Below are 22,683 nucleotides of genomic sequence, written 5' to 3'. Positions count from 1 at the left end.
AGTGTATGTCGGACATTCGTAATGAGACGATACCCGATGGACACGAAATTGAACAAGCGGAAAATGAAATTAAGGAAGATGCACATAGTATAAAACGGATTTTCCGGCAACCGAAGGCAGCATGGGCGGTTGCTTTTGCATGTGTTGTTGCATTTATGGGGATTGGTCTTGTTGACCCGATACTTCCATCCATCGCAGCGCAGATGGATGCAACGCCAAGTCAAGTTGAGTTATTATTCACGAGTTATCTGCTCGTTACCGGAATCATGATGCTGATCACAGGTTGGTTATCCAGCCGAATCGGTCCGAAAATGACATTGCTCATTGGTTTGGTCATTATTATTTTATTCTCGACTTTAGGAGGGCTAGCTGGCAGTGTGGATGAACTAGTCGGACTCCGTGCAGGCTGGGGACTAGGTAATGCATTATTTATCTCTACAGCACTTGCCGTGATCGTCAGTGTTGCCAGTGGTGGTTCAGCAGTAGCCATCATGCTTTATGAAGCAGCTCTTGGATTAGGGATGTCAGTCGGACCGCTTTTGGGCGGGTTGCTCGGGTCTATCCACTGGCGCGCACCATTCTTTGGCGTCACAGTATTAATGCTGATTGGATTGCTTGCGGTGTGGATATTACTCACAGATATGCCTAAACCGACAAAGAAAATCCCGCTCTCTGCACCATTCCAGGCATTACGTCACCCGGGACTCTTGACGATAGGGCTGACAGCTTTATTTTATAACTTCGGTTTCTTTACCTTACTGACATATTCACCATTTGTTTTAAATCTTGGTGAATTCGGTATCGGATTCGTCTTCTTTGTCTGGGGTGTTATGCTGGCAATCGGGTCGATCTTTATTGCACCGTCTTTCGAAACAAAGATGGGTACGAAAAAATCACTTAGTTTGGTAATGATCGGTATCATTATTACTTTGGCATTGATGGGGATTGGCGCAGATTGGCCAGTATTCCTGATAGTGATGATTGCATTAATGGGATTATTGCTTGGTATTAACAATACTGTCATGACGACGGCTGTTATGGAAGTATCGCCGGTTGAGCGTTCTACAGCATCAGCTGCATATAGTTTCCTGCGCTTCACGGGTGGTTCGATTTCACCATGGCTCGCTGGGAAAGTTTCAGAGCATATATCAATTGGAGCTCCATACTATGTCGCGGCAGCGGCAGTACTCGTCGGATTGCTGTTATTCACTGCTAGAAGAGGTGCGATGGATCGTTTGAGTTAAGGGAAAAGCTATGATCATTTGATCATGGCTTTTTTGATTGTATATTGGTATGTGAATCGATAAATATGAGTTACTCTTTTGATAACTTAGATTAATGGGAAATACAACATTTTTAAAGGTGGGAGGAGTTCGGGCACTGCTTGCAGAAAAGAAAAAGGATGAAGTTAATTGAGGTGATGCATATGCATAGGGTTTATTACTGGTCTTTAATCACAAGTCAGTGGACTTTCGAAAGGGACCTTTCAGGCGCCTTCAATAACTAGCTTAAAACAGGTAATTTCCGAATATATAAAAAAGCAGAACCACAAGTAGTTCTGCTTTTTCCTTATACGTCGACTGTATAAACGTCGCTTTTGTTCACATTCTTCAAATAGATTTTGTCAGGTTTGATTTCCAGTACTACGTAATCTGGATCATCCGGGCCGTCAAGCCAAGCACTGAAGCTATCCTTCCAGAGCTGCTGTTTCAGTTCCGGAGACTCGCTGACTTTTGCTTCAGCCTCAATTTCAACATATTCGTCTCCGACGCCATCGCCGTTATATCCTAGCAGGATATGGACGTTGTGATTGCTCTCGATATCGTCCACCTTGTGTGAGTTGCCGCTTGTTGCGCAATATAATGTATACCCTTCGTTGAAGAAGGCCATATAGCGAGTATAAGGCTTACCACCCTGAACGGTAGCAAGTGTGCCGATTTTCTGATTTTCCAGAATCTGTTCTACGTGTTTTTTGACTTCTGCTTGTTCCATTATGATCTCCTCCTTCTGATTTTCTACAGGTAGTATCCCTTTTTTGGCAGCTTATTAAACCCCAAAACAGGGAAGTGTATAAGGAGTGGAAGAAAGACTTGTCTAAAAGCTAATTAATGGAGGGAATCGTATGACTAAGATGCAGGAAGAGAAAAAACCCCAAACAAAGTGCCAAACAGAATTTGGCCAATTGAGGCATGTCGTCGTATGTCCGCCAGCATATATGGAAATACGCAAAATCATCAATGAAACACAAAAGCATTATCTGAATCATAATATCGATCAGCATTTAGCCATGAAGCAACATGCCGACTTTGTAAATGCTTTAAGGGACCACGGTGTGGATGTGATGTCGTTGCCGGCACATGAGGAATTTAATGAACAAGTGTACACCCGGGATATTGGTTTTTGTATAGGTGATACATTATTCGCTTCGAATATGGAAGATGATATCCGTAAAGGGGAAACCAAGATATTGCGGGAATGGCTTGAAGAACAGGAACTTACATACAAGGATATTACAGAGGGAACGATCGAAGGCGGTGATGTTGTCGTTGACGGTCAGCGTGTATGGATTGGCCTGAGTAAACGGACAGACGAAAAGGCCGTGCAACAAGTACAGCAGCAGCTGCCTGACTATGAAGTGATTCCAGTTAGGATTCGCGAAGATATCCTTCACTTAGACTGTGTCTTCAACTTGGTTCGGGATGACCTGGCGATTCTTTACCCCGGTGCTTTTGACCAAGCTGATCTGAAAAGGTTCCGTAAACTGTATAAGACAATCGAGATCTCGGAGGAAGAACAATTCTTTATGGGAACGAATATCCTTTCTTTTGCGCCGGATAAGCTATTGAGCCTGCCTTCCAATAAGCGGGTAAATGAAGCATTGCGTAAGGAAGGAGTGACAGTCATCGAAGTGAACTTCTCGGAGATCATCAAATCCGGTGGTTCTTTCAGGTGCTGCTCTCTGCCGCTGCAGCGGCAATGAGTGAAGTGAATAAAAAATATATATCCTAAGGTTTGGCAGGCATGAGCGGATTACTTTACTTCTGTCCCAATCCTTTAGCATAATAAAATGTGGAGGCGATCAGATTGGATAATTTTACGTTTTATAACCCAACAAAATTGATTTTCGGTAAGGATCAATTAGATAAATTGAAAGAAGAAATTCCTGCATATGGCAAGAAGGTATTGCTTGTCTATGGCGGCGGTAGCATTAAGCGCAGCGGCTTATATGAAAAAGTATTGAAAGAACTTGAAGAAATCGGAGCCGAAGTATTCGAGCTTTCTGGTGTAGAACCAAACCCGCGTGTTTCTACTGCGCGTAAAGGTGTAGAAATCTGCAAAACAGAAGGTATCGATGTATTGCTTGCAGTTGGCGGCGGAAGTGTAATCGACTGTACAAAAGCAATTGCAGCTGGTGCCAAATACGATGGAGATGTATGGGATATCGTAACAAAGAAAGCATTCGCAGACGATGCTCTTCCATTTGGTACTGTACTTACTCTTGCAGCGACTGGTTCTGAAATGAACTCTGGTTCTGTTATCACGAACTGGGAAACAAATGAAAAGTATGGCTGGGGAAGTGCGCATACATTCCCGAAATTCTCTATTCTGGATCCACAAAACACATTCACTGTACCGCGTGATCAGACAATCTACGGTATCGTCGATATGATGTCCCACGTATTGGAGCATTATTTCCATACAACAACGAATACAGAATTGCAGGATCGTTTCTGTGAATCCTTGCTGCGTACTGTGATGGAAATAGGTCCGAAGCTATTAGAAGATCTGGAAAACTACGACAATCGTGCTGCTATTCTTTACAGCGGAACGATGGCATTGAACGGTGTTTTGAACATGGGCTATCGCGGCGACTGGGCAACACATAACCTTGAGCACGCCGTATCTGCAGTTCATGATATCCCGCATGGCGGCGGTCTGGCGATTCTATTCCCTAACTGGATGAAGCATGTACTCAATGATGAGACTGCACCACGCTTCAAGCAGCTTGCTGTCCGTGTCTTCGGTATCGATCCGACAGGCAAAACGGATAAAGAAGCAGCACTCGAAGGAATTGATGCATTGCGCGCATTCTGGAATAGCATTGATGCACCAGCTACACTTCGTGACTACGATATTTCCGAAGATAGCTTGGAATTGATGGCTGAAAAAGCATACGCGAACGGCGAGTTCGGTGGATATCGCACATTGAATAAAGAAGATTCACTTGAGATCTACAAAGCATCTTTCTAATAATCAGCAAAAGAGCCCGCGCATAAATTTGCGCAGGCTCTTTTTTTAGGAGCTTACCATGGTCCCGCCGTTCACATGAATGATTTGACCAGTTACATAAGAAGAGTCTTCAGAAGCAAGGTAAACATAGGCTGGAGCAAGCTCATAAGGCTGGCCTGCGCGTTTCATCGGTACATCCTGCCCAAAGGTGGCAACGTCCTCTGCTGAGAAACTGGAAGGGATGAGCGGTGTCCAAATAGGACCCGGTGCGACACCATTCACCCTGATCCCTTGTGTTGCAAGATTCTGGGATAGAGCTCTCGTGAAGCCGACAATGGCACCTTTTGTGCAAACATAATCAATCAGATCAGGTCTTCCTTCATATGCAGTCACGGACGTTGTATTAACAATCGTGCTTCCTCTTTTTAAATGCGCTAGTGCAGCTTTTGTCAGATAGAAGAAAGCAAAAATATTTGTGTGGAAGGTTGCATCCCACTGGGCGGTAGAAATGTCAGTCAGCGAATCCTGAGGAAATTGGACACCATGGTTATTTACTAGAATATCCAATCTCCCATAAGTCTTGATTGTATGAGCAATAACAGCCTGGCAATGTGCTTCGCTCCGCAAATCGCCGACAATCAATGTGCAGCGCTGCCCAAGCTGTTCTATCCTGTTCTTCGTCCGTCTAGCATCTTCGTTTTCATATTCATAATAGTAAGCAATAACAATATCGGCACCTTCCTTGGCGAAAGCAATGGCTGCAGCTGCGCCAATTCCGCTGTCTCCTCCGGTTATGATCGCTATTTTTCCTTTTAGCTTTCCTGAACCTTTGTACGTATCTGTCTCGATAATTGGCTTTGGTCGCATCAGTCCTTCTATTCCAGGCTGCTGGTCTTGATGCTGAGGCGGAAAGTAAAAGTTTGTGCCGGGTTGGACCGGCCGGTTTTTGCTATAAGGTTGCTGCGTCAATTCCTGTCCTCCTATCCATTCGTGGCTCCAAATGAAATATATGCAAAAGATGCCTTTGATTTGCCAAAAAAGAGGATTTTTCCGTTAGGAAACAGAACTGAAAGGGAAAAGGATTTAGAATGTGATTATATACGAGTTGGAAAGGGGTCTTATTCATGGAAAAAGTATTTATCAGTCCAAGCCGGTATGTTCAAGGAAAAGATGTACTTCAGAAAGCTGGGGAGTATGTTAAAAAAATCGGGGATAATGCACTTGTTCTTGCGGATGACTTTGTATGGGACTTGGCAGGTAATACAGTGCTTGAGAATCTGGAGCAGAGCGGTATCCAAACGAAAAGAATCGTATTCGGCGGAGAAGCATCAACAGAGGAAATCAAGCGTATTGCTGCTGATGGTAAGGAAAGTAATGTTGTCATCGGTATCGGAGGCGGAAAGACACTTGATACTGCCAAAGCAGTAGCAGACGAGCTGCACGTTGGCGTTGTGATCCTGCCGACAACAGCATCAACTGATGCACCGACGAGCGGATTGAGCGTTATCTACTCTGAGGAAGGAACTTTTGAAAGTTATAAGTTCTACGACAAAAATCCGGACCTTGTCCTTGTCGACACAAAAATAATCGCGCAGGCACCACCACGTTTCCTAGCTTCCGGAATTGCTGATGCAATGGCTACTTGGGTGGAAGCACGTGCTTCTATTGAAGGACGCGGCACAAACATGGCTGGCGGACTAGCTACTATTGCTGGCCAAGCAATTGCTGAAAAAGCGGAAGAAGTTCTCTTCGAGTATGGGTTGCTTGCTTATGAGGCTAACAAACGACAAATCGTTACACCTGCATTGGAAGCGGTTGTCGAAGCAAATACACTGCTTAGCGGACTAGGATTCGAAAGTGGCGGACTTGGAGCGGCACATGCCATCCATAATGGCTTCACCGCACTGCATGGTGAAATCCATAGCCTAACCCATGGTGAAAAGGTAGCATTTGGTACGCTCACACAGCTTGCGCTGGAGGATCGTACACTTGATGAAATCAACACGTATATTGATTTCTATCTTGCTCTTGGCCTCCCAGTAACACTAGAAGACATCAAACTTAAAGATGTTTCAGATGAAGACTTGCTGAAGGTGGCTGAACTTGCGGTGCAGGAAGGTGAATCAATCCATAACCTGCCTGGTACAATCACAGCAGATCAAGTCGTGGATGCGATTAAAGCTGCCGATCAATATGCAAAAGCATACAAAGAATTAGTTGGCTACGAAAACTAAATAACCTAATTAACACGGATAAAAAGCTGGAACAGGAAAAAATGTTCCAGCTTTTTTCTTTTGCCCATTGACGTGTATTTCCGTACTAGTGTACTATGTAATTAATACAGCAATACATCAGGAGGGTTTAATTCATGAAAGCTTGGCTAGCATTAGTAAAGAAGGAATTCCGTGTCGGATTGCCGATAATGCTTTTAGCAATCGTACTATTCCTTGTCGGCTTGGTTGTGGTCACCGTGAGCACCTATAGATTCGGGTATGCTTGGGATGCTGTCGGGATCATCGGTTTAGCCTGGGGTGGCGGACACTTCTTCTTCATGGCTATTTACATGCTCTACAGTCTCGGGGTGGAGAGGAAAAGATTGCATCTCTGGCTTCACAATCCGATGCACGCTTCAGGGCTTCTCGCAGCGAAGTTAGTGACTGGTACGGTTTACATGATCATCTCTTTGCTAATTGTAAGTATTGCAGCGTATGTAGGAGGACTGAACTTTGTCGCATTTTCAGATGGCACATGGTTCAAGATCGGTATGATTGCCTTCGTACATGTAATTGCGCTTTCGATTGATTTTTCTGTTTACGTCATTCTTGCATATGTTGTTTTTCTCTTGTTAGGACGTTACATGTCGTCATTCCTTAGCGGAACAGTGGTCTTCATTGGCTGGTGGGTGTTCGTTTATCTATATTTCGGTCTCTTTAGTCAATCACAATTCTACACCGCCATTTCAGAGTGGGGAAGAATAGACTTGGGCTTCGTTGCCAATTCCTTGCATTTTGACATCAGTATCACGGAAGCACTGATTAATATGCAAGGTGAAGAAATGTCTATCTATGTTGGTTATTACATTGTTGAACTGATTACCATTCTTATCATCTATTTCATCGCATCCTGGTTATTAGACAAAAAAGTAGAGGTGTAGAGCATGACCGATACATTTCAATCATCGCAGCCGATATATCTGCAGCTGGCAGATCGGCTGAATAGACAAATTGTCAGCGGCGAATTGAAGCCTGGCGACAAGCTGCCTTCCGTTCGGGAAACGGCAGTCTCATCGAAAGTAAATCCGAATACGGTACAGCGGACGTACCGCGAACTGGAGGCATCGGGAATCGTGGAATCACGCAGAGGACAAGGAACATTCGTTACGGAAAATGAGGATATTCTCCTTTCTATACGTGAGAAGCTGAAACAAGAACAAATACAGAATTTTATCCAAGTCATGCACGATATGGGTTATCAAAATGAAGAAATCAAAGAAGGGCTTCAGACTTATTTGGAAGGAGGAGCGCGTCATGATTGAATTCAAGAATGTGACAAAACGATATATGACGAAAACAGCATTGAGGGACGTAGATCTAAAGCTTGATAAAGGCAAAATCATCGGTCTAGTCGGACTAAACGGAGCGGGTAAATCAACGATGATGAAGCTCATCGCAGGGCTGATTAATCCATCTAAAGGGTCTGTAGAACTGGATGGGGAGAAAGTGACGCGCCGGATAGCATCGAAAGTCAGTTATCTATCCGAGTTGGATGAGTATTACTCCTTCTATTCTGTCCAGCAGACAATTGATTTCTTTGCAACGCAATTTCCTGACTTCAATAAAGAGAAGGCAGAAGAAATACGTGCTTATATGAACTTGGATGCCAATACAAAAGTGAAGCATCTGTCGAAAGGGAATCGCGGCAGGTTGAAAATCATCCTAACTCTGTCCAGGGAAGTGCCTGTCCTGTTGATGGATGAGCCGCTTTCCGGGTTGGATCCACTTGTGCGGGACTCCATTGTAAAAGGTCTAATCACCTTTGTAGACACGGAAAGGCAGTTGGTTCTCCTTTCCACGCATCAAATCATGGAAGTTGAAATGATCCTTGATGAAGTAATTGCTATCAAAGATGGTGAGCTAGTGGATCACAGGAATGTAGAAGAACTGCGCTACGATGAGCAGAAGGGCATATTGGAATGGATGAGCTCGATTTATGAGTAAGGAAGCATTGCAACTCTTATTACAAGCAAAGGAGCGAAAAAGTATGCAAAAACAGCCAGCAGTTGAAATCAAGCAGGTTACCAAAGTGATACGCGGACGAAAAATCATTGACCGTGTCAATTTTTCCATCTATCCCGGTGAGGTGTTCGGCTTTTTAGGGCCGAACGGCGCCGGTAAAACAACAACAATCCGAATGATTGTCGGACTGATGGGCATAACGGATGGAGATATTCTAATCAAAGGCAATAGTATCAAAACGTCTCATGGTGCGGCTATGAAACACATCGGTGCTATTGTCGAGAATCCGGAGATGTATAAGTATCTTTCCGGATATCTGAATCTTGTGCATTTTGCGAGAATGAGTGATGGCGTAGATAAGGAGAGAATTAATGAAGTTATCGAGCTAGTCGGCTTGAAGAATCGGATCAACGATAAGGTTAAAACATATTCCCTTGGAATGAGACAGCGTCTTGGAATCGCGCAAGCGTTGCTGCATCGTCCAGATGTACTAATTCTGGATGAGCCGACTAATGGCTTGGATCCAGCTGGTATTAGAGAGATGCGTCACTATATTCGAAACCTTGCAGAAAAAGAGGGCCTTGCCGTTATCGTATCTAGCCATTTGCTGAGCGAGATGGAATTGATGTGTGACCGAATCGGAGTTCTTCAGCAAGGTAAGATGCTTGGTGTGCAGCAAGTCCATGAGATGTCGAGTGAACAGACACAAATGGTCAGCTTCCAGGTTGAACCATTGGAACAAGCGGCAATTGTACTCCGAGATATGGGCAGCAAGAAACCAGAGATCAAGGATAAACAAATCATCATTGAGCTGACACGTGACGAAATACCAGCAGCAGCTGCCAAGTTAGCCAAGGAAGCAATCAGCATCTATGGAATCCAGGCAGAAACGAAAACACTAGAAGATACATTCTTGGAATTGACTGGAGGGAAGGAAATTGTCTAAATTCATTGGTTTGATACGTAATGAACATATGAAAACATTCCGTCGTCTGTCGACGTGGATTATGTTTGGGATTGCGGCAGCCTTACTGATTACAATCGCTGCATTCACAGCATATTATGCTGAAGACAGCAGTGGAGACTGGCGCGCAGATACAGAACAGCAAATGCAAGATTTACAGAAGCAAGTGGAGAATGGTGATGTGGAAGCCGCAGCTGTCCAACAGGACTTAACTACAATGCAATACCAGCTGGATCAAGATATTGCACCAGTTCAAAGTGATTCACTTGCTTCTTATATGGAAAGCGTTATGTACTACTGTGCACCGTTTCTAATCCTTTTCATCGCTATCATTGCAGGTGGCCTTGTTTCTACTGAATTCGGCACAGGGACAATCAAACTATTACTTACTAAAACACCTTCCCGTTTCAGTGTGTTAACTTCCAAGTATGTAAGTATGTTCATCACGACAGTTATCTTCTTTATATTCTTTATTGGATTTTCCTTTATTGTCGGAGGTATCTTCTTCGGATTCAATGGATTCGATGCGAAAAGCGTAATTTTTGACAATGGAGAAACTGTAACCAATAATTTACTAGCTTCAACTATGAGAGATTACGGGCTGAACTTTGTCCAAACATTAATTTATGCGACAATTGCTTTTGCTCTATCTACCATATTCCGTAACACAGCCTTGGCAATTGGATTTTCCATCTTCATTTCAATGTTCTTCCCGACCATCAGTTTCATACTTTCCAGATATGATTGGTCGAAGTATATCTTATTCAATAATGTAGATCTTACAGTATATAACCCGGGTAATGTTCCGGCTGTGGATGGCATGACACTGGGCTTTTCTATTGTGGTAATGGCAATTTATTTTGTCATAATTACGGTTATCACCTGGTTCAGTTTCATGAAACGAGACGTTACAGCCTAAGCAATTCGTTTGCTTTATGTTTAAAATAACGGTAAAAAGGAATTAGTAATACTGTATGCAGCTTTTTCAAACTAACAAACGAAATAGGAGTGAATTAACATGAGTGACGTATTATTCACATCTCACGCTAAAGCAACTGGCGGACGTGAAGGCCATGTAAAATCTGATGATGGTTTGATCGATCTTGATCTTGTCCAACCGGGCAGCAAAAAAGATAGCGTAGGTTCCAACCCGGAACAACTATTCGCAGCAGGTTATTCCGCTTGCTTCGATGGTGCTTTCAACCACGTAGCAAGAGCTGAGCGCAAACGCGTTGAGACAGAAACTTCTGTTGATGTCAGCCTAGTAAAAGATGGCGATGGATTCAAAATCGCAGCTGCTATCACTGTAGATGTAAAAGGTGTTTCCCAGGAAGAAGCGGAAGATCTATTAGAGAAAACACATCAGTTCTGCCCTTACTCCAAAGCAACTCGCGGCAACATCGATGTAGACTTGAAAGTGAACGTTGTAGAATAATAACTAAAAAACCACTTCCCGATGTAGGAAGTGGTTTTTCTATGCTCATTTTTTCCGCTGGAATAAAAACTTTGCCAGCAATGTTTGGCAAATTACGAACAAACCGCCGACCGCCCAGTACAGTGGTAATACAGCTGGTGAACTGAAGGAAATAAAGCCGATCATGAGCGGAGAAATGATACCGATCATGCGGGCTTGCTGTCTTCTAGCTGGATCTACGCCGATTTGGGACACACGATATTGCAGCCAATAGACTGCCATCGCAACAACCATGAGGGCGATATCCGGTGTTCCAAGATTAAACCAGAGAAAATCATGCGTCGCGATTTCAGGTGTATTTCGTATAGCTGAATAGAAGCCGATTAAGAAAGGCATCTGAATCAACAGCGGCAGACAGCCCATCGCGGAAAATGGATTCATTCCGTGTTTTCGATAAAGTTCCATCATTTCCTGCTGCTGTTTCTGTTTGGACTCAACATCGGTTTTGTTTTTATATTTTGCCTGTAAAGCATCAAGCTCTGGCTTGAATAGCTTCATTTTCTCCTGCGTCTCATAACTCTTCTTGAGCTGCATCAGCATGAAAGGCATCAATATTAGACGTACTGCTAACGTGATTAAGATAACACTGATCCCGTAATCATCATTGAAGTTACCAGCAATCCATTTGATCAAGTAAGAGAATGGACTGATGAAGTAATGATTGAACCATCCTTCACTAGAAGCACCCCCGCTGCTGCTTTGGCAGCCGGCAAGCAAGACTATCAGAGTAATGGAGCTTAAAATAATACCGTACTTTTTAAAGAATGTGGATACAGATGTGCGTTGCAATTTGTTTTTCCTCCTTGTTGTATCGATTGGTTATCTGGATACAAACAAGAAGCTGCTTCGCCATCATCATCCGGACCGTCCTTCCGCATGGTAGTGCGAGCGAGCCAATGAACGATCGGCTTGCTGTAAGAAACATTAGTAGGAGAATGCGATTGCCAGCTGTCTAATGTACAAACATGCTGCCATTGCATCGCATCACTAGCACGAAAACGACTCGTAACTTTCGTTGTTGTTCTATGCGCCAGGATAAAAGTCATCGTCAAACCAATATAAAAGGCCATCGAAGTAAAATCATCGGCAAACATATTCCAAAAAGCATACAGCATCTGTATACACCTCCTTTCGTTCCTTCTATTTTCCTATAGAATTAGAAACTTGTCAAAGCTGCGCAGGGATTTCCGTTTTGTTTGGAGAAATGGCTAGGAGAAGCGTTTTCTCTGCTAACAGCGGTTTATTTGGACAGTTTTATGACGGAGGGGGACGAACATGATAAACTGGTTAACAAGACTACAAGCTGCAGAGGTGAAACCGATGTTCAAGATACGCGAAGCAAAGGTCTCGGATTATGACCAAGTCGCTGTTCTGTACAAGGAATTATATAATACGCATTACACAAATCAGCCGGAGCATTTTGCCAAGAAGGCAGAACCACTTGACCAGCACGTGTTTGAAAGCAATATATACTTGGATAATAAAAAAGTGTTTTTAGTGGAAAAAACAAAGGAAGTTATGGCGTTTGCCACGATACGGATAACGAATGAGACAATCTCGCACAATGCACACATTTTCATTGAAGAGTTCTGTGTCCGTTCCGATATGCGCGGCAAAGGGATCGGCGGCCACCTATTCGAAAAAATCAAGCGCCATGGAAAAAAGATAGGAGCAACGGAAATAGAACTGAATGTGTGGAATTTCAATAATCGTGCAGAAGATTTCTATGTCAAGATGGGCATGAAGACACGCTCAAAACGGATGGGAATATCATTGAAATAAGTAGAGAAATGTCGAATTAACCCCCTTTAATTAAGGGGTTTTTCTATGTCAAGTAAAAAAGTTTAATTTTTGTAAATATTTATGTAGCCAAGCCTTTTCGCTCCAATTATAATAATCTGGAATTAAATAAATATATTTCCAGGAGGATACATACGTGACAAAGAAGCTATTGGTTGGAATAATCATGGTTTTGCTTTGCCTGCAAGTAGTAGCACCACAGACTGCGTCTGCTGCTATTAAACAAAAAGACCTTGAAGCCTATGCTGCTGAGCTAGGTACAGATGTAGAAGGTTTGAACCGTTATCTCGTAGATTTTGAATGGGGAACAATTGAGGAAATGGAAGTAGGTTCTGTAGATGAATTGCGTGAGTGGCTAGGAGAGCCAGTAACAAAAAAGAATCTACAGGCTTTCTTGGATGAGACGGGTCTTACTGTTGACGATATTAATGCAAGTTTGAAAGAAATGGGTTTGGCAGATAAAGGATATACTGCAGAGGATATTTTACTTTATACGGATTTGTCCTGGGTAATGGATTATCCTGTTACTTCTGAAAATCTTCAGGAACTAGCAATGGAAGTCGGTCTGACAGAAAAAGAATTGGCTGATTTGTTCGCTGCAAATGGATTCGATCTTTACAGCTATGTAACTATGGAAGAATTATATGAAGTGATTTACAACGATATAAATGGCGTATCATTACATTTCCTACTGCAGGAAGTGGAATTGAACCAGGAGGAGTTTGACCAGCTGCTTGCGGATAATGGAGTAAAGCTGGAAGATTTCGCAAGCTATGAAGAGCTTTCAGAGTTTGTTTATGAGGCATCGGGTTATTATGAGTTTTCTCGCGAAGATTATTGGGAAATGATGAGTCCATTCCTTGATCTAATCGGCGTGAGCCAGGACGAGTTTTTCCGAGCTTATGATCATTTGGAAAGCGTAGTATCGAACGATCCAGAAGCATTCATTTCTGGTCTGGAAGATATTGCACTTCGCGCAGAAGCATTGGGAGACTTTGAAACCTCCACTGAATTAACAGAAGAGCAAGGAAAAGAACTCATCTCCATTTGGAATGATTTAATGAATATTTTCCAAATGAAAGCTGAATTCTATTTGGTAGATGGCAATACGAAAACACCTGTAACGTTTGAAGAACTATTAAAGATTACGGATATTGAGAACCGTATTCTACTTGTTGAACTGTTTGACTTGCAAGGTAATCATTTATTGAACTTTACTATCACTGGTGAATTGTTTGGATCTGATTTGCTTACAAGTGCGCCTCCAGTAGAAGCACCTGTACAGGAAAAACCTACTGAATCAGAACAGAAGCACGAAGCACCTGTATTAAAAGAAAAAGTAACACCAACTAAGACTGCAACAGAGACAGTAAAAGAAGAAGGCAAACGTCTTCCGGATACAGCATCTCCTGTTGGTAATATTCTCACAGCCGGTGCAGTATTGATGGCTGCTGGAGCAGCATTATACGCATGGAACAGACGGAAGAGACATAGTAATTAATAACGAGAGCACCACGAATCATTTGATTCGTGGTGCTTTTTCTATATAAAAATGAAACAATCTGACAAGGTGCTCCGTACATATTATGGAAGTGACAATAATGTTTCAGGAAAGGGTGAACGAGATGACAGAACCGGCTATGCAGCTGATTGGTTTGAAGAAGCAGATCGGCTCGAAACTGATTGTGAAGGGTTTGGACTTCGACATTCAGCCGGGTGAGGTATTCGGATTCCTCGGACCAAACGGAGCGGGTAAGACAACGACAATCCGAATGATGGTAGGCTTGATTCGTATTTCAGAAGGCGACGTGCGGATACAAGGAAAAAGCATCAAGACGGACTATAAAGAGGCAATCCGACATGTTGGAGCAATTGTCGAGAATCCGGAATTATATGGGTTCATGTCCGGGTACAAGAATCTGCTTGTATTTTCAAGGATGATTCCCGGGATATCAAAGGAACGCATTGATGAAGTGGTTAAGCTCGTAGGGTTGGAGAAACGCATCCATCAGAAAGTGAAGCGGTATTCCTTAGGTATGCGGCAGCGGTTAGGTATTGCACAGGCATTATTACATAATCCTTCTATCTTAATATTGGATGAGCCTACAAATGGATTGGACCCGTCAGGTATCCGAGAAATCCGTCAGTATATCCGCAGGTTAGCAGAACAAGAGAATGTGGCAGTCATAGTCTCCAGTCATTTGCTTTCGGAAATGGAGCTGATGTGTGACCGGATCGGTATTTTGAAGAATGGGGAGCTTATTTCCATCCAGCAAATTCAAAATACCGAAGAAGACACACCAGCAGAAGTCGTGCAAATCGATTGTCCTGCGGCATATCACGAAAAAGCACAGCGTCTTTTACAGGAAGAATTCGGGATTATAGCAATGGCGAGCAGCGAGAAACTCACATTCCCGATAACACGGGAAGAAATCCCATCTATCATTAAAGCGCTGGCTGTCGCCAATATCGAGCTATATGGTTTTGCTGTGGAACGGAAAACACTGGAAGATAAATTCCTACACGTGATTGGAGAGAATGTCATTGAGTAACTTTTTCCAGCTTGTGCGTAACGAGCAAACCAAGTTATACAGCCAGCTGGCGACCTGGATCATGCTTGGCATTCTTATAGTGGTGGTACTTGGATTTGCTATTTTGATGCGGACAGCAGATGGGTTTGTATCAGATTATGATGATGCGACGTGGAAGCAGCAATTACAAGAGGAAAACGAATCACTTGCGGAATTCGACCCGGCTGATTCGAATATATTGATCAATAACTATCGGATTGAAAATGACTTAAAGCCTGAAGGGATGACTGCTTGGGAATTCCTTTACCAAGGTAATTATATGACAAGTGTGCTCAGCTTGTTGACTATCATAGTTGCTGGCGGAATAATAGCAAATGAGTACCGGTGGGGAACTATCAAGCTATTATTGATTCGGCCAGCAACCAGAACGAAAATATTTTTTGCGAAGTATACAAGTGTACTTTTATTTGCTTTAACTGCATTAATTGTACTATTCATCTTTTCTTGGTTATTCGGGATGCTGTTCTTCGGTCTTGGAGGCGATGGATCCATGCTGCAAGTAAAGGATGGGGAAGTCGTCGAGATATCTGTATGGACGCGAATTGCGCAGGACTATGGGCTTCAGCTAGTCAAGTTGGTCGTATGGGCAACGTTCGCCTTCATGATATCTGCTGCGCTTCGTAATGGTGCCTTGGCAATTGGAACGTCTATATTCCTTATGTTCGCCGGCACCACCGTCATCCCGTTTATTTACGATAAGCCGTTTGCGAAGTATGTTCTATTTTCAAATTTGGATTTGACCCAATTCACAACGGGTATGAAATTAATTGATGATTTAACGCTTACATTCGCGGTAGTGACCATAATTGTGTATTATCTTATCTTTTTGGTCGTAGGATGGGTATTGTTCGCAAAACGCGATGTAGCGGGTCATTAAAATAAGAGAGGGGAATTTAAATGGTAAAAAGAACGACAGAAAAAGTGTTGGCAATTATTGGAGCGGTTTTGTTTCTTATCTTTGCGGTTTGGTCAGGTATAGGTCTTGGAGGAGCTGATGAAGCGACTACTAATGAACTCGTAAACCAAGGTTTAACGCAAGAGGATGCTTCTATGTTTACTGATCTCGTGACAGGAATGTCTATCTGGTTCATTATCCTATACGTGATATGTGCTATTCTTGGTTTTGTTTCTCTGGTTATGCTAAAACCAAATAAAAAAGCAACAGGAGCAGGCATTCTTCTTATCATAACAGCAGTGCTTGGTACGATTCTCTCTGTCTTTACAGGTATTATCGGGGGCATCCTTTACTTGATCGCAGGTATCATGGCGATTGTGCGAAAGCCTGTTGAGCAATATAATGATAGAGGAGAAACGTATTAAGAAGTAACGCAGGAAGGAGGTTTGACATGTTGAAACGAACAGCGGAGAAGGTACTTGCCATCATTGGTGCAATTGTCTTCCTCATTACTGCGGTCATGACAACAGTTCAGGTTGCTACATACGATCCAGAGGCTGCTCGCGAACAGATCCTGGAAAGTGGAGTTGATCAGACAGTTGATACTGGAATGATCGCTGATATCGCAGGTTCCATTGGAATTTTTGTCATTATTGTGAGTGTCATTAGTGCCATCTTGGGTATTGTGGCAGCAGTGAGACTGAAGACGGATCGTAAGCAGACAGGTATTGGCATCATGCTGATAATCGTGGCATTAGTAGGTTCTATTGGTACTTTCCTATCTGGTTTTATCGGCGGTATGGTTTATATTATTGCGGGCGTCATGGTGCTGGCAAGAAGACCAGCAGATGAGATCAGACAATAAGAGAGAAAGAGGGAAGAAGATTGATCAAGCGTACTGCGGAATTTGTTTTAGGGATTATAGGTGTTGCTTTCAATGCCTTAGGTGCGATTTTAGTTGGTGTATTCATTGGAGCAACCGGAGACTTTATAGCAGAAGATATTCGGAATGACCCTGAATTTACAGCAGAAGAAGCCGATATCGTCAGTAATCTTTTCGGAGGCATTGGCTGGTATTATGTGATAATCAGTGCTATTGCAGCTATTCTAGGTGTAGTTGCTCTTGTACTTTTACGTCGTAACAGCAGTTCCACAGTTTCTGGCGTTATTTTCATCGTAACGGCAGTATTATCAGCACTATTAACTATTTTCGTTGCTGCTGTTCCCGCAATTCTTTATCTGGTTGCAGGTATCCTTGCAATAGTACGGAAACCGATTGATACAAACGATAACACGATAGAGAACTATTAAATGAAAAAAGGGGCACTGCTAAAAGCAGTGCCCTTTTTATATGGATAGTGCCAGGAAAGCTAATATTATGCCAATGATATAACTGCTTAGTAAATAACTGATTGCAAGGATAATTCGCCTTCTGCTCCCCAATTGGGCGATCTCCAGGAAGAAGGTGGAGAATGTTGTAAATGAGCCGAGAAATCCGACGGCGAGGAAGTTCTGCCAGCCCGAACCCAAACCAGCTTGATACACAATTCCGATTAAAAAGGAACCTGTAATATTGATCAGGAAGGTCCCAAGCGGAAAGTCGTTCCTCCAGAATGTCTCTACTCTTCTGCTTATTTCGTAACGAGAAATTGCTCCGATCCAGCCGCCTGCAAGTACAAAGATAATACTCATATGGACTGCTCCTTTTGGACTGGATTTGGCGAAAGCCGAAGACCTAGGAGCAGCGCAGCTAAACCGCCCGTTGTACTAGAAGCGAGATAAATCAATCCGATATGTGCCATACCATTTTGGACAAGAAGAGCTGTTTCCAGGCTGACCGTCGAAAAAGTTGTAAATGCTCCAATCATGCCAGTTGTCAGTGCTTTAGATAGTGCAGGTTTATCTGCAAAGTCGCGCCTTTTCACAAAGTTAGTCAAATACCCCATAGCGAAACAGCCAATAATATTGATGCAAAGCGTTCCCGAAGGAAAATTGCCGATCTGCGGCACTAATGCTCCTACCAGATAACGGAGAAGCGCACCAATACTCCCCCCGCAGCCAATTGCGAAATACATTTTCATACACAAACCTTCTTTTTCCGCATATAATGCTGTATGCCTGTATTATACCCCATTATATGTGTTACGCTAATAGGATGGATTTAGAAGGAAAGGTAGTATGATTATGATGAAAAACGCGGCGATACTGAGTGAGGAATATTTCTTATCCTACTTTCGCCTGCTGATGAATACGCGCGGCTGTACTGAAGAACAAGCGTATCAGCTCACAGTCGAGCAGATTTTCGAAGGAGATATCAATCTCTTTGGCGAGGATACCAAAAAAAATTTCAAACTTGCCTATAAAGCAGTAAAAGGAAACTGAAGCTTCCTGACGTGCTCTATTTGACATTGAGAATTGTTATCAATTAAAATGAGAGCAGATGAAGGGAAGTGAATGAAGGTGGCAAGTGTACTGATAGCATTCACCAGTATGTCAGGCAATACAGAAGAAATGGCTGACATTATGGAACAGACTTTGGAAGAAAAAGGAGTGGAGGTAACGAAGCTCCAAATTGATATAGATCAGTTAGACGTTTTTACGATGACCGATTATGATGGTATCTTAATGGGCACCTATACATGGGGAGATGGAGATATCCCTTACGAAATAGAGGATTTCTACGATGAGCTGGATGACATAGAACTGGATGGCAAGCCGGTGGCCCTTTTCGGATCATGTGATTCTATCTATGCAAGCTATGGTGCTGCAATTGATACATTCCAGGAAAAATTCAAAGAGCGCGGAGCGGAAATCGTTCTGGAGACTCTGAAAGTTGACCTATCCCCAGAAGACGAGGATATCCGTAACTGTCAGGAATTCGCTGCTTCGTTTGCAACTGAAGTAGATAAAGAGCGTAGCATTTAAAAAAGCAGTCTGCTTCATGCAGACTGCTTTTTAATTTTTTTAATATAAAAAGGTTTATGTAGAATAATGTCGAATAAATTCGGGTATAGGAACGGATAGGAGGTAGGGCTATGGACATATTCCCTATAGTGACAAAGCACCATGATGACATGATTGAAATTACCGACTCTATTCAAAATTATATCCAATCACTCGGCATTCAGGAGGGGATAGCAGTCATTTCCTCTTTACATACGACTGCGGGTATCACAGTAAATGAGAATGCTGATCCTGATGTAAAGCGGGATTTCCTCCGCAGGCTCAGGGAGGTATATCCTTGGAAACACGAACTGGATTTGCATGCAGAGGGAAATACGGCAGCTCATTTGAAGACAAGTACAGTCGGACATGCTCAGACAGTGCTTATCTCAGATGGCAAGCTCGTATTAGGAACTTGGCAAGGTGTTTATTTTTGTGAGTTCGATGGGCCCAGATCACGGAAATATGCAGTTCAAGTACTTTCGTCTGAAAGGGATGATGCGTGATGGACCAGCTGTCTGTATGTGCAATGTGCGGGACAGTCCTTGATATACCGGAAAAGGGTGAATTGCTGATGCGGTCACCAGAATCATACAGGAATTTATCTCTAGGTAATCCGCTCAAACAGGAAGATACATATACGATTTACCAATATTTCAGCGTACAGCAGCTAGAGCAGATGCTCTTGTCTATAAGAAGTCAAAGTATATCAGGTGTAAGGTGTACCGTCGCAAAGAAAGTAACAAATAGTTACCCAATGGTATCTGTCGAAGAGTTGCTCCAGCGTGTTCAATTCCCACAATTCACAGAGATTGTCCAAAAGGGAGCATTTCAATCTTTTCTGCAGCCGATCATCTCTATGGAAGATGAGAAAATCTTCGGATTCGAGCATTTGCTGCGCGCAGACAAACGGGAAGTCTCACCGGCTGCTCTATTTAATTTTGCGGCAGAAGCAGGCCTCACTAGTATGCTCGATCAGCGTGCGAGAAAGTCTGCAGTCAGGAAAAGAGCACAGGAAGCAATATCAGATGGAGTGAAAAGCTTCATCAATTTCCTGCCATCAACTATTTATAATCCGGATTTCTGTCTAAGGCAGACATTCCATACAGTCGATGAATATGGAGTAAATCCGAAAGACCTTGTATTCGAGGTAGTTGAAACTGAGAAATTGGATGACGTTGCCCGCTTGAAACGTATTTTCAAACGGTATAAGCAAGAAGGCATGATGGTAGCCTTGGATGATGTTGGATCAGGCTATTCCACGCTTGAACTGCTCAAAGAGCTGGAACCCGATTTCGTCAAGATTGACAGAGCATACATATCTTACTGCGACAGTGATACGCAGAAACAGGAATTCCTGTATAAAGTAATTGAGGTTGCCAGCCTTCTTGGCACGAAGGTGCTGGCAGAAGGCATCGAAAGACAGGAGGAACTTTCATTCTGTAAACAGATTGGAATGGATTTGGCCCAAGGCTACTTTATCGGGAAACCTAGTTCTGAAGCTGCCTCAGGAGATTTGCTGTTCCCTTCCAGGTAATAAGAAACCCTATTATCAATTGGATTAAGTCCGATTGAAAATAGGGTTTTTAACTATATTTACAAAATGGATCAAAATATTTTACATTTTCTTAAAAATACCTTCAAGTTCTGGATAGCCTGCCGATATATTGAAAGTCATTATACAGTGTGGAAGTGGCTGTGTAATAGCTATCATCAGGGAGATGCTGGAATGAAATTATTGAAGAATGTGAAAATCAGGACAAAGATGCTTATTTTGATCCTGGTTGGAGCTATTGCGCTAGGAACCGTTGGAGCAGCTGGTATATTTTATACTCGAGAAATGGCGAAGGATGCAGAATTGATGTACAAAGAGAAACTGCTTCCGAATTTATCATTAAGCCAAATTCGCGTCAATAATAGGGCGAACGATGCGTATGTATTAGAAATGATGCTCACTTCTGATGGAGCGAGGAATGACGAGCTGAATAAAATGCTCAATGAATCCATGATAGAAGTTGAGGATGAGTTGAAAAAGCTGGAAAATAGCGGTATGTCAGCAGAAGATAAAAAAATCTTTGACTCATATAAGCAAGAACGCAGTAAACTGAACGACGTTAGGAACCGTGTTCTGAAGTTTGCATTGCTGAATGAAAATGATGAAGCCTACGATCTCTTTGTTGAAGAGCAGATACCGCAGCGTACCGCTGTGAATGATACACTGCAAGAACTGCAAGCGCAGAATACAAAGGAAGCAGAACAAACATACAATGAGGCGAACGATGACGTAAGACAGGCCACAATCATATTATCAAGCGTTATAGGTGTCGCTTTAATACTATTAATTGCGATTGGCATCCTTATATCGAAGCTTATTGTCTCTCCAGTGAAAGAACTGCAAAACTTATTGGGCAAAGCAGCAGATGGAGATTTCAGCTCTGATGGTTCGTATCAATCTAAGGATGAGATGGGAGCACTAACAGCTTCTTATAATGCTATGGCAGATGGCATGCGGTCTATTATCCGAGTTGTGAATGATACGTCCCAGCAAGTGGCTGCATCTGCAGAGGAATTGAGTGCTAGTGCAGAACAAAGCAGTTCGTCATCTGAACATGTAGCTAAAACGGTTCAGGAGCTGGCAGAGGGTTCTGTCCAGCAGCTAGAGCTAATTACAACAGCTACAGGGACAATGGGTAATATGGATCAGCATACGAATAAGCTAGCTTCAAACGCCCAGAATGTGGAAGAAGCGGTACAGAAGACATCTCAACTATCTGTCCAGGGAGTACATGCAATCAGGGATGTAAACGAACAAATGAATACAATTACTTCCCATGTGCAGGAGTTGTCAGCTTCGATTGACAGCCTGAACAAACGGTCCCGGGAAATCAGTGATATTACGAGTGTTATCACGGATATTTCTGCACAGACAAATCTTCTTGCACTGAATGCGACTATTGAGGCAGCTCAAGCTGGAGAACATGGAAAAGGATTTGCAGTAGTCGCTGATGAGGTGCGTAAATTGGCTGAAGAAACAAGAGGGGCAGCAGGGCAGATTGCTGCTTTGGTCGATTTTATCCAAAAGGATACGACGAAAACCATCGATCTGATGCAGCATGCGGCGGATGAAGTACAGGCTGGTACGCGAGTTGTGGATCAAGCTGGCGGTTCTTTCCATCAGATTGAAACTGCAGTAGCGGGTCTGGTTGATGAATTCCGGGAGGTGAGAGTTGCTCTGGAAGGCATGATTAAAGGGACAGATTCCGTCAATATGTCACTTGGTGACGTGAACGGGGTAGCAGAAGAAGGAGCAGCTTCAACGGAAAGTGTGTCAGCTGCAACAGAACAGCAGCTTGCTGCTATGCAGGAAATAGCGGCATCATCCAATTCACTTGCATTTATGGCAGAGGAGCTCCAAACTGCAATAGCTCGCTTCCGAGTGTAAGTTAATTGACTAGCAGATAGTAACCGATAAAGGATAAGATAAATAGCAGGAACACATATATCATCCATTTCATAATGAACCCTCCTCTAAGAAGTAGACGCATACTTCC

General features: G+C 43.0%; 28 protein-coding genes. 22 read left to right on the top strand and 6 right to left on the bottom strand.

Translation table 11 applies throughout. The annotated features are described in order from the left end of the window. The first annotated feature begins 68 nt into the window (after nt 1-68). On the top strand, nt 69-1,244 hold the full coding sequence (locus CHH58_RS14850; protein WP_430980848.1) for an MFS transporter: 1,176 nt from the start codon (nt 69-71) through the stop codon (nt 1,242-1,244). Between the two features lie 325 nt (nt 1,245-1,569). On the opposite strand, the gene CHH58_RS14845 is transcribed toward CHH58_RS14850, so the two are convergent. Beyond that, the gene (locus CHH58_RS14845) at nt 1,570-1,992 is read right to left on the bottom strand and encodes a pyridoxamine 5'-phosphate oxidase family protein (RefSeq protein ID WP_038557916.1); all 423 of its coding nucleotides are present in this window, start codon (nt 1,990-1,992) and stop codon (nt 1,570-1,572) included. A 130-nt stretch (nt 1,993-2,122) separates the two neighbouring features. Here CHH58_RS14845 and CHH58_RS14840 point away from each other — a divergent pair, with 130 nt between their 5' ends. Together CHH58_RS14840 and CHH58_RS14835 are read left to right on the top strand one after the other, a co-directional pair. Beyond that, entirely contained in the window at nt 2,123-2,980 is an 858-nt protein-coding gene (locus CHH58_RS14840) for a dimethylarginine dimethylaminohydrolase family protein (RefSeq protein ID WP_095262744.1), read from the top strand. A 104-nt stretch (nt 2,981-3,084) separates the two neighbouring features. Beyond that, on the top strand, nt 3,085-4,251 hold the full coding sequence (locus tag CHH58_RS14835) for an iron-containing alcohol dehydrogenase (protein WP_095233481.1): 1,167 nt from the start codon (nt 3,085-3,087) through the stop codon (nt 4,249-4,251). A gap of 45 nt (nt 4,252-4,296) precedes the next feature. On the opposite strand, the gene CHH58_RS14830 is transcribed toward CHH58_RS14835, so the two are convergent. Continuing rightward, entirely contained in the window at nt 4,297-5,199 is a 903-nt protein-coding gene (locus tag CHH58_RS14830) for an SDR family oxidoreductase (RefSeq protein ID WP_170937647.1), read from the bottom strand. A gap of 155 nt (nt 5,200-5,354) precedes the next feature. Between CHH58_RS14830 and CHH58_RS14825 the strand changes: the two genes are divergently transcribed. The 7 genes from CHH58_RS14825 (at nt 5,355) to CHH58_RS14795 (ending at nt 10,864) form a co-directional block, all read left to right on the top strand. Beyond that, complete coding sequence (locus tag CHH58_RS14825; RefSeq protein WP_095228721.1) at nt 5,355-6,464, top strand: glycerol dehydrogenase; 1,110 nt, start codon at nt 5,355-5,357, stop codon at nt 6,462-6,464. A 134-nt stretch (nt 6,465-6,598) separates the two neighbouring features. Further along, nucleotides 6,599-7,384 (top strand): hypothetical protein, encoded by a 786-nt coding sequence (locus CHH58_RS14820; RefSeq protein ID WP_095228723.1) that lies wholly within the window; start codon nt 6,599-6,601, stop codon nt 7,382-7,384. Between the two features lie 3 nt (nt 7,385-7,387). Continuing rightward, nucleotides 7,388-7,765 (top strand): GntR family transcriptional regulator, encoded by a 378-nt coding sequence (locus tag CHH58_RS14815; RefSeq protein ID WP_038557939.1) that lies wholly within the window; start codon nt 7,388-7,390, stop codon nt 7,763-7,765. Then, the gene (locus CHH58_RS14810) at nt 7,758-8,447 is read left to right on the top strand and encodes an ABC transporter ATP-binding protein (protein ID WP_095262743.1); all 690 of its coding nucleotides are present in this window, start codon (nt 7,758-7,760) and stop codon (nt 8,445-8,447) included. Before CHH58_RS14815 ends, CHH58_RS14810 begins: the two co-directional genes overlap by 8 nt. Nucleotides 8,448-8,490: 43 nt before the next feature. Then, nucleotides 8,491-9,411, top strand: coding sequence for an ABC transporter ATP-binding protein (locus CHH58_RS14805; RefSeq protein ID WP_095233543.1), 921 nt, complete (start codon nt 8,491-8,493; stop codon nt 9,409-9,411). Next, nucleotides 9,404-10,348: an ABC transporter permease gene (locus tag CHH58_RS14800; RefSeq protein WP_095228727.1), complete on the top strand. Its 945-nt coding sequence runs from the start codon at nt 9,404-9,406 to the stop codon at nt 10,346-10,348. Before CHH58_RS14805 ends, CHH58_RS14800 begins: the two co-directional genes overlap by 8 nt. A 99-nt stretch (nt 10,349-10,447) precedes the next feature. Further along, nucleotides 10,448-10,864, top strand: coding sequence for an organic hydroperoxide resistance protein (locus tag CHH58_RS14795; RefSeq protein WP_095228729.1), 417 nt, complete (start codon nt 10,448-10,450; stop codon nt 10,862-10,864). 45 nt (nt 10,865-10,909) lie between these two features. Here CHH58_RS14795 and yidC read toward each other — a convergent pair whose 3' ends face one another. Both yidC and CHH58_RS18220 read right to left on the bottom strand, forming a co-directional pair. Further along, on the bottom strand, nt 10,910-11,692 hold the full coding sequence (gene yidC / locus CHH58_RS14790) for a membrane protein insertase YidC (RefSeq protein WP_095228731.1): 783 nt from the start codon (nt 11,690-11,692) through the stop codon (nt 10,910-10,912). Next, on the bottom strand, nt 11,641-12,018 hold the full coding sequence (locus CHH58_RS18220) for a hypothetical protein (protein ID WP_141235104.1): 378 nt from the start codon (nt 12,016-12,018) through the stop codon (nt 11,641-11,643). The genes yidC and CHH58_RS18220 overlap by 52 nt, the downstream gene beginning before the upstream one ends. Nucleotides 12,019-12,178: 160 nt before the next feature. Here CHH58_RS18220 and CHH58_RS14785 point away from each other — a divergent pair, with 160 nt between their 5' ends. From CHH58_RS14785 to CHH58_RS14755, 7 genes are all read left to right on the top strand, one after another. Further along, nucleotides 12,179-12,685, top strand: a complete 507-nt coding sequence (locus CHH58_RS14785) for a GNAT family N-acetyltransferase (protein WP_095228735.1) — start codon at nt 12,179-12,181, stop codon at nt 12,683-12,685. A gap of 154 nt (nt 12,686-12,839) precedes the next feature. Continuing rightward, on the top strand, nt 12,840-14,204 hold the full coding sequence (locus CHH58_RS14780) for a processed acidic surface protein (protein WP_095262742.1): 1,365 nt from the start codon (nt 12,840-12,842) through the stop codon (nt 14,202-14,204). Nucleotides 14,205-14,328: 124 nt separating this feature from the next. Then, a complete protein-coding gene (locus tag CHH58_RS14775) occupies nt 14,329-15,255 on the top strand; it encodes an ABC transporter ATP-binding protein (RefSeq protein WP_095228917.1) in 927 nt (308 codons plus the stop codon). Beyond that, a complete protein-coding gene (locus CHH58_RS14770; RefSeq protein ID WP_095228739.1) occupies nt 15,248-16,171 on the top strand; it encodes an ABC transporter permease in 924 nt (307 codons plus the stop codon). The genes CHH58_RS14775 and CHH58_RS14770 overlap by 8 nt, the downstream gene beginning before the upstream one ends. A 20-nt stretch (nt 16,172-16,191) precedes the next feature. Next, nucleotides 16,192-16,614 carry a DUF4064 domain-containing protein gene (locus CHH58_RS14765; protein ID WP_095228741.1) on the top strand — a complete coding sequence of 141 codons (423 nt, stop codon included), beginning with the start codon at nt 16,192-16,194 and terminating at the stop codon, nt 16,612-16,614. 26 nt (nt 16,615-16,640) lie between these two features. Next, nucleotides 16,641-17,054: a DUF4064 domain-containing protein gene (locus tag CHH58_RS14760; protein WP_095228743.1), complete on the top strand. Its 414-nt coding sequence runs from the start codon at nt 16,641-16,643 to the stop codon at nt 17,052-17,054. Nucleotides 17,055-17,074: 20 nt separating this feature from the next. Beyond that, nucleotides 17,075-17,500, top strand: a complete 426-nt coding sequence (locus CHH58_RS14755; protein WP_170937646.1) for a DUF4064 domain-containing protein — start codon at nt 17,075-17,077, stop codon at nt 17,498-17,500. A 36-nt stretch (nt 17,501-17,536) separates the two neighbouring features. Here CHH58_RS14755 and crcB (CHH58_RS14750) read toward each other — a convergent pair whose 3' ends face one another. Together crcB (CHH58_RS14750) and crcB (CHH58_RS14745) are read right to left on the bottom strand one after the other, a co-directional pair. Beyond that, complete coding sequence (gene crcB, locus CHH58_RS14750) at nt 17,537-17,881, bottom strand: fluoride efflux transporter CrcB (protein WP_095262741.1); 345 nt, start codon at nt 17,879-17,881, stop codon at nt 17,537-17,539. Then, a complete protein-coding gene (gene crcB / locus CHH58_RS14745) occupies nt 17,878-18,270 on the bottom strand; it encodes a fluoride efflux transporter CrcB (RefSeq protein ID WP_095234342.1) in 393 nt (130 codons plus the stop codon). Before crcB (CHH58_RS14745) ends, crcB (CHH58_RS14750) begins: the two co-directional genes overlap by 4 nt. Nucleotides 18,271-18,367: 97 nt before the next feature. On the opposite strand from crcB (CHH58_RS14745), the gene CHH58_RS14740 reads away from it, so the two are divergent. From CHH58_RS14740 to CHH58_RS14720, 5 genes are all read left to right on the top strand, one after another. Continuing rightward, entirely contained in the window at nt 18,368-18,571 is a 204-nt protein-coding gene (locus CHH58_RS14740; protein WP_095234343.1) for a hypothetical protein, read from the top strand. A gap of 78 nt (nt 18,572-18,649) precedes the next feature. Beyond that, nucleotides 18,650-19,114, top strand: coding sequence for a flavodoxin (locus tag CHH58_RS14735; protein ID WP_095228919.1), 465 nt, complete (start codon nt 18,650-18,652; stop codon nt 19,112-19,114). A gap of 110 nt (nt 19,115-19,224) precedes the next feature. Continuing rightward, the gene (locus CHH58_RS14730; RefSeq protein ID WP_095228751.1) at nt 19,225-19,638 is read left to right on the top strand and encodes a secondary thiamine-phosphate synthase enzyme YjbQ; all 414 of its coding nucleotides are present in this window, start codon (nt 19,225-19,227) and stop codon (nt 19,636-19,638) included. Continuing rightward, on the top strand, nt 19,638-20,669 hold the full coding sequence (locus tag CHH58_RS14725) for an EAL domain-containing protein (RefSeq protein ID WP_249275148.1): 1,032 nt from the start codon (nt 19,638-19,640) through the stop codon (nt 20,667-20,669). Before CHH58_RS14730 ends, CHH58_RS14725 begins: the two co-directional genes overlap by 1 nt. Nucleotides 20,670-20,861: 192 nt before the next feature. Then, nucleotides 20,862-22,574, top strand: coding sequence for a methyl-accepting chemotaxis protein (locus tag CHH58_RS14720; protein WP_170937644.1), 1,713 nt, complete (start codon nt 20,862-20,864; stop codon nt 22,572-22,574). The last annotated feature ends 109 nt before the right edge of the window (nt 22,575-22,683 follow it).

It is taken from the genome of Terribacillus saccharophilus (assembly GCF_002272745.1).
Taxonomy (GTDB): Bacteria; Bacillota; Bacilli; order Bacillales; family Amphibacillaceae; genus Terribacillus; species Terribacillus saccharophilus_B.
The sequence above is the reverse complement of the archived record's forward strand: the minus strand, read 5'-3'. Positions and strand labels throughout refer to the sequence as shown.

Coding starts and splice junctions, on each gene's coding strand:
- CHH58_RS14845 (WP_038557916.1), bottom strand. CDS start 1,992: ATGGAACAAGCAGAAGTCAAAAAACACGTAGAACAGATTCTGGAAAAT.
- CHH58_RS14840 (WP_095262744.1), top strand. CDS start 2,123: ATGACTAAGATGCAGGAAGAGAAAAAACCCCAAACAAAGTGCCAAACA.
- CHH58_RS14825 (WP_095228721.1), top strand. CDS start 5,355: ATGGAAAAAGTATTTATCAGTCCAAGCCGGTATGTTCAAGGAAAAGAT.
- CHH58_RS14820 (WP_095228723.1), top strand. CDS start 6,599: ATGAAAGCTTGGCTAGCATTAGTAAAGAAGGAATTCCGTGTCGGATTG.
- CHH58_RS14815 (WP_038557939.1), top strand. CDS start 7,388: ATGACCGATACATTTCAATCATCGCAGCCGATATATCTGCAGCTGGCA.
- CHH58_RS14810 (WP_095262743.1), top strand. CDS start 7,758: ATGATTGAATTCAAGAATGTGACAAAACGATATATGACGAAAACAGCA.
- CHH58_RS14805 (WP_095233543.1), top strand. CDS start 8,491: ATGCAAAAACAGCCAGCAGTTGAAATCAAGCAGGTTACCAAAGTGATA.
- CHH58_RS14795 (WP_095228729.1), top strand. CDS start 10,448: ATGAGTGACGTATTATTCACATCTCACGCTAAAGCAACTGGCGGACGT.
- CHH58_RS18220 (WP_141235104.1), bottom strand. CDS start 12,018: ATGCTGTATGCTTTTTGGAATATGTTTGCCGATGATTTTACTTCGATG.
- CHH58_RS14785 (WP_095228735.1), top strand. CDS start 12,179: ATGATAAACTGGTTAACAAGACTACAAGCTGCAGAGGTGAAACCGATG.
- CHH58_RS14775 (WP_095228917.1), top strand. CDS start 14,329: ATGACAGAACCGGCTATGCAGCTGATTGGTTTGAAGAAGCAGATCGGC.
- CHH58_RS14765 (WP_095228741.1), top strand. CDS start 16,192: ATGGTAAAAAGAACGACAGAAAAAGTGTTGGCAATTATTGGAGCGGTT.
- CHH58_RS14760 (WP_095228743.1), top strand. CDS start 16,641: ATGTTGAAACGAACAGCGGAGAAGGTACTTGCCATCATTGGTGCAATT.
- crcB (WP_095262741.1), bottom strand. CDS start 17,881: ATGAGTATTATCTTTGTACTTGCAGGCGGCTGGATCGGAGCAATTTCT.
- crcB (WP_095234342.1), bottom strand. CDS start 18,270: ATGAAAATGTATTTCGCAATTGGCTGCGGGGGGAGTATTGGTGCGCTT.
- CHH58_RS14740 (WP_095234343.1), top strand. CDS start 18,368: ATGATTATGATGAAAAACGCGGCGATACTGAGTGAGGAATATTTCTTA.
- CHH58_RS14730 (WP_095228751.1), top strand. CDS start 19,225: ATGGACATATTCCCTATAGTGACAAAGCACCATGATGACATGATTGAA.
- CHH58_RS14725 (WP_249275148.1), top strand. CDS start 19,638: ATGGACCAGCTGTCTGTATGTGCAATGTGCGGGACAGTCCTTGATATA.
- CHH58_RS14720 (WP_170937644.1), top strand. CDS start 20,862: ATGAAATTATTGAAGAATGTGAAAATCAGGACAAAGATGCTTATTTTG.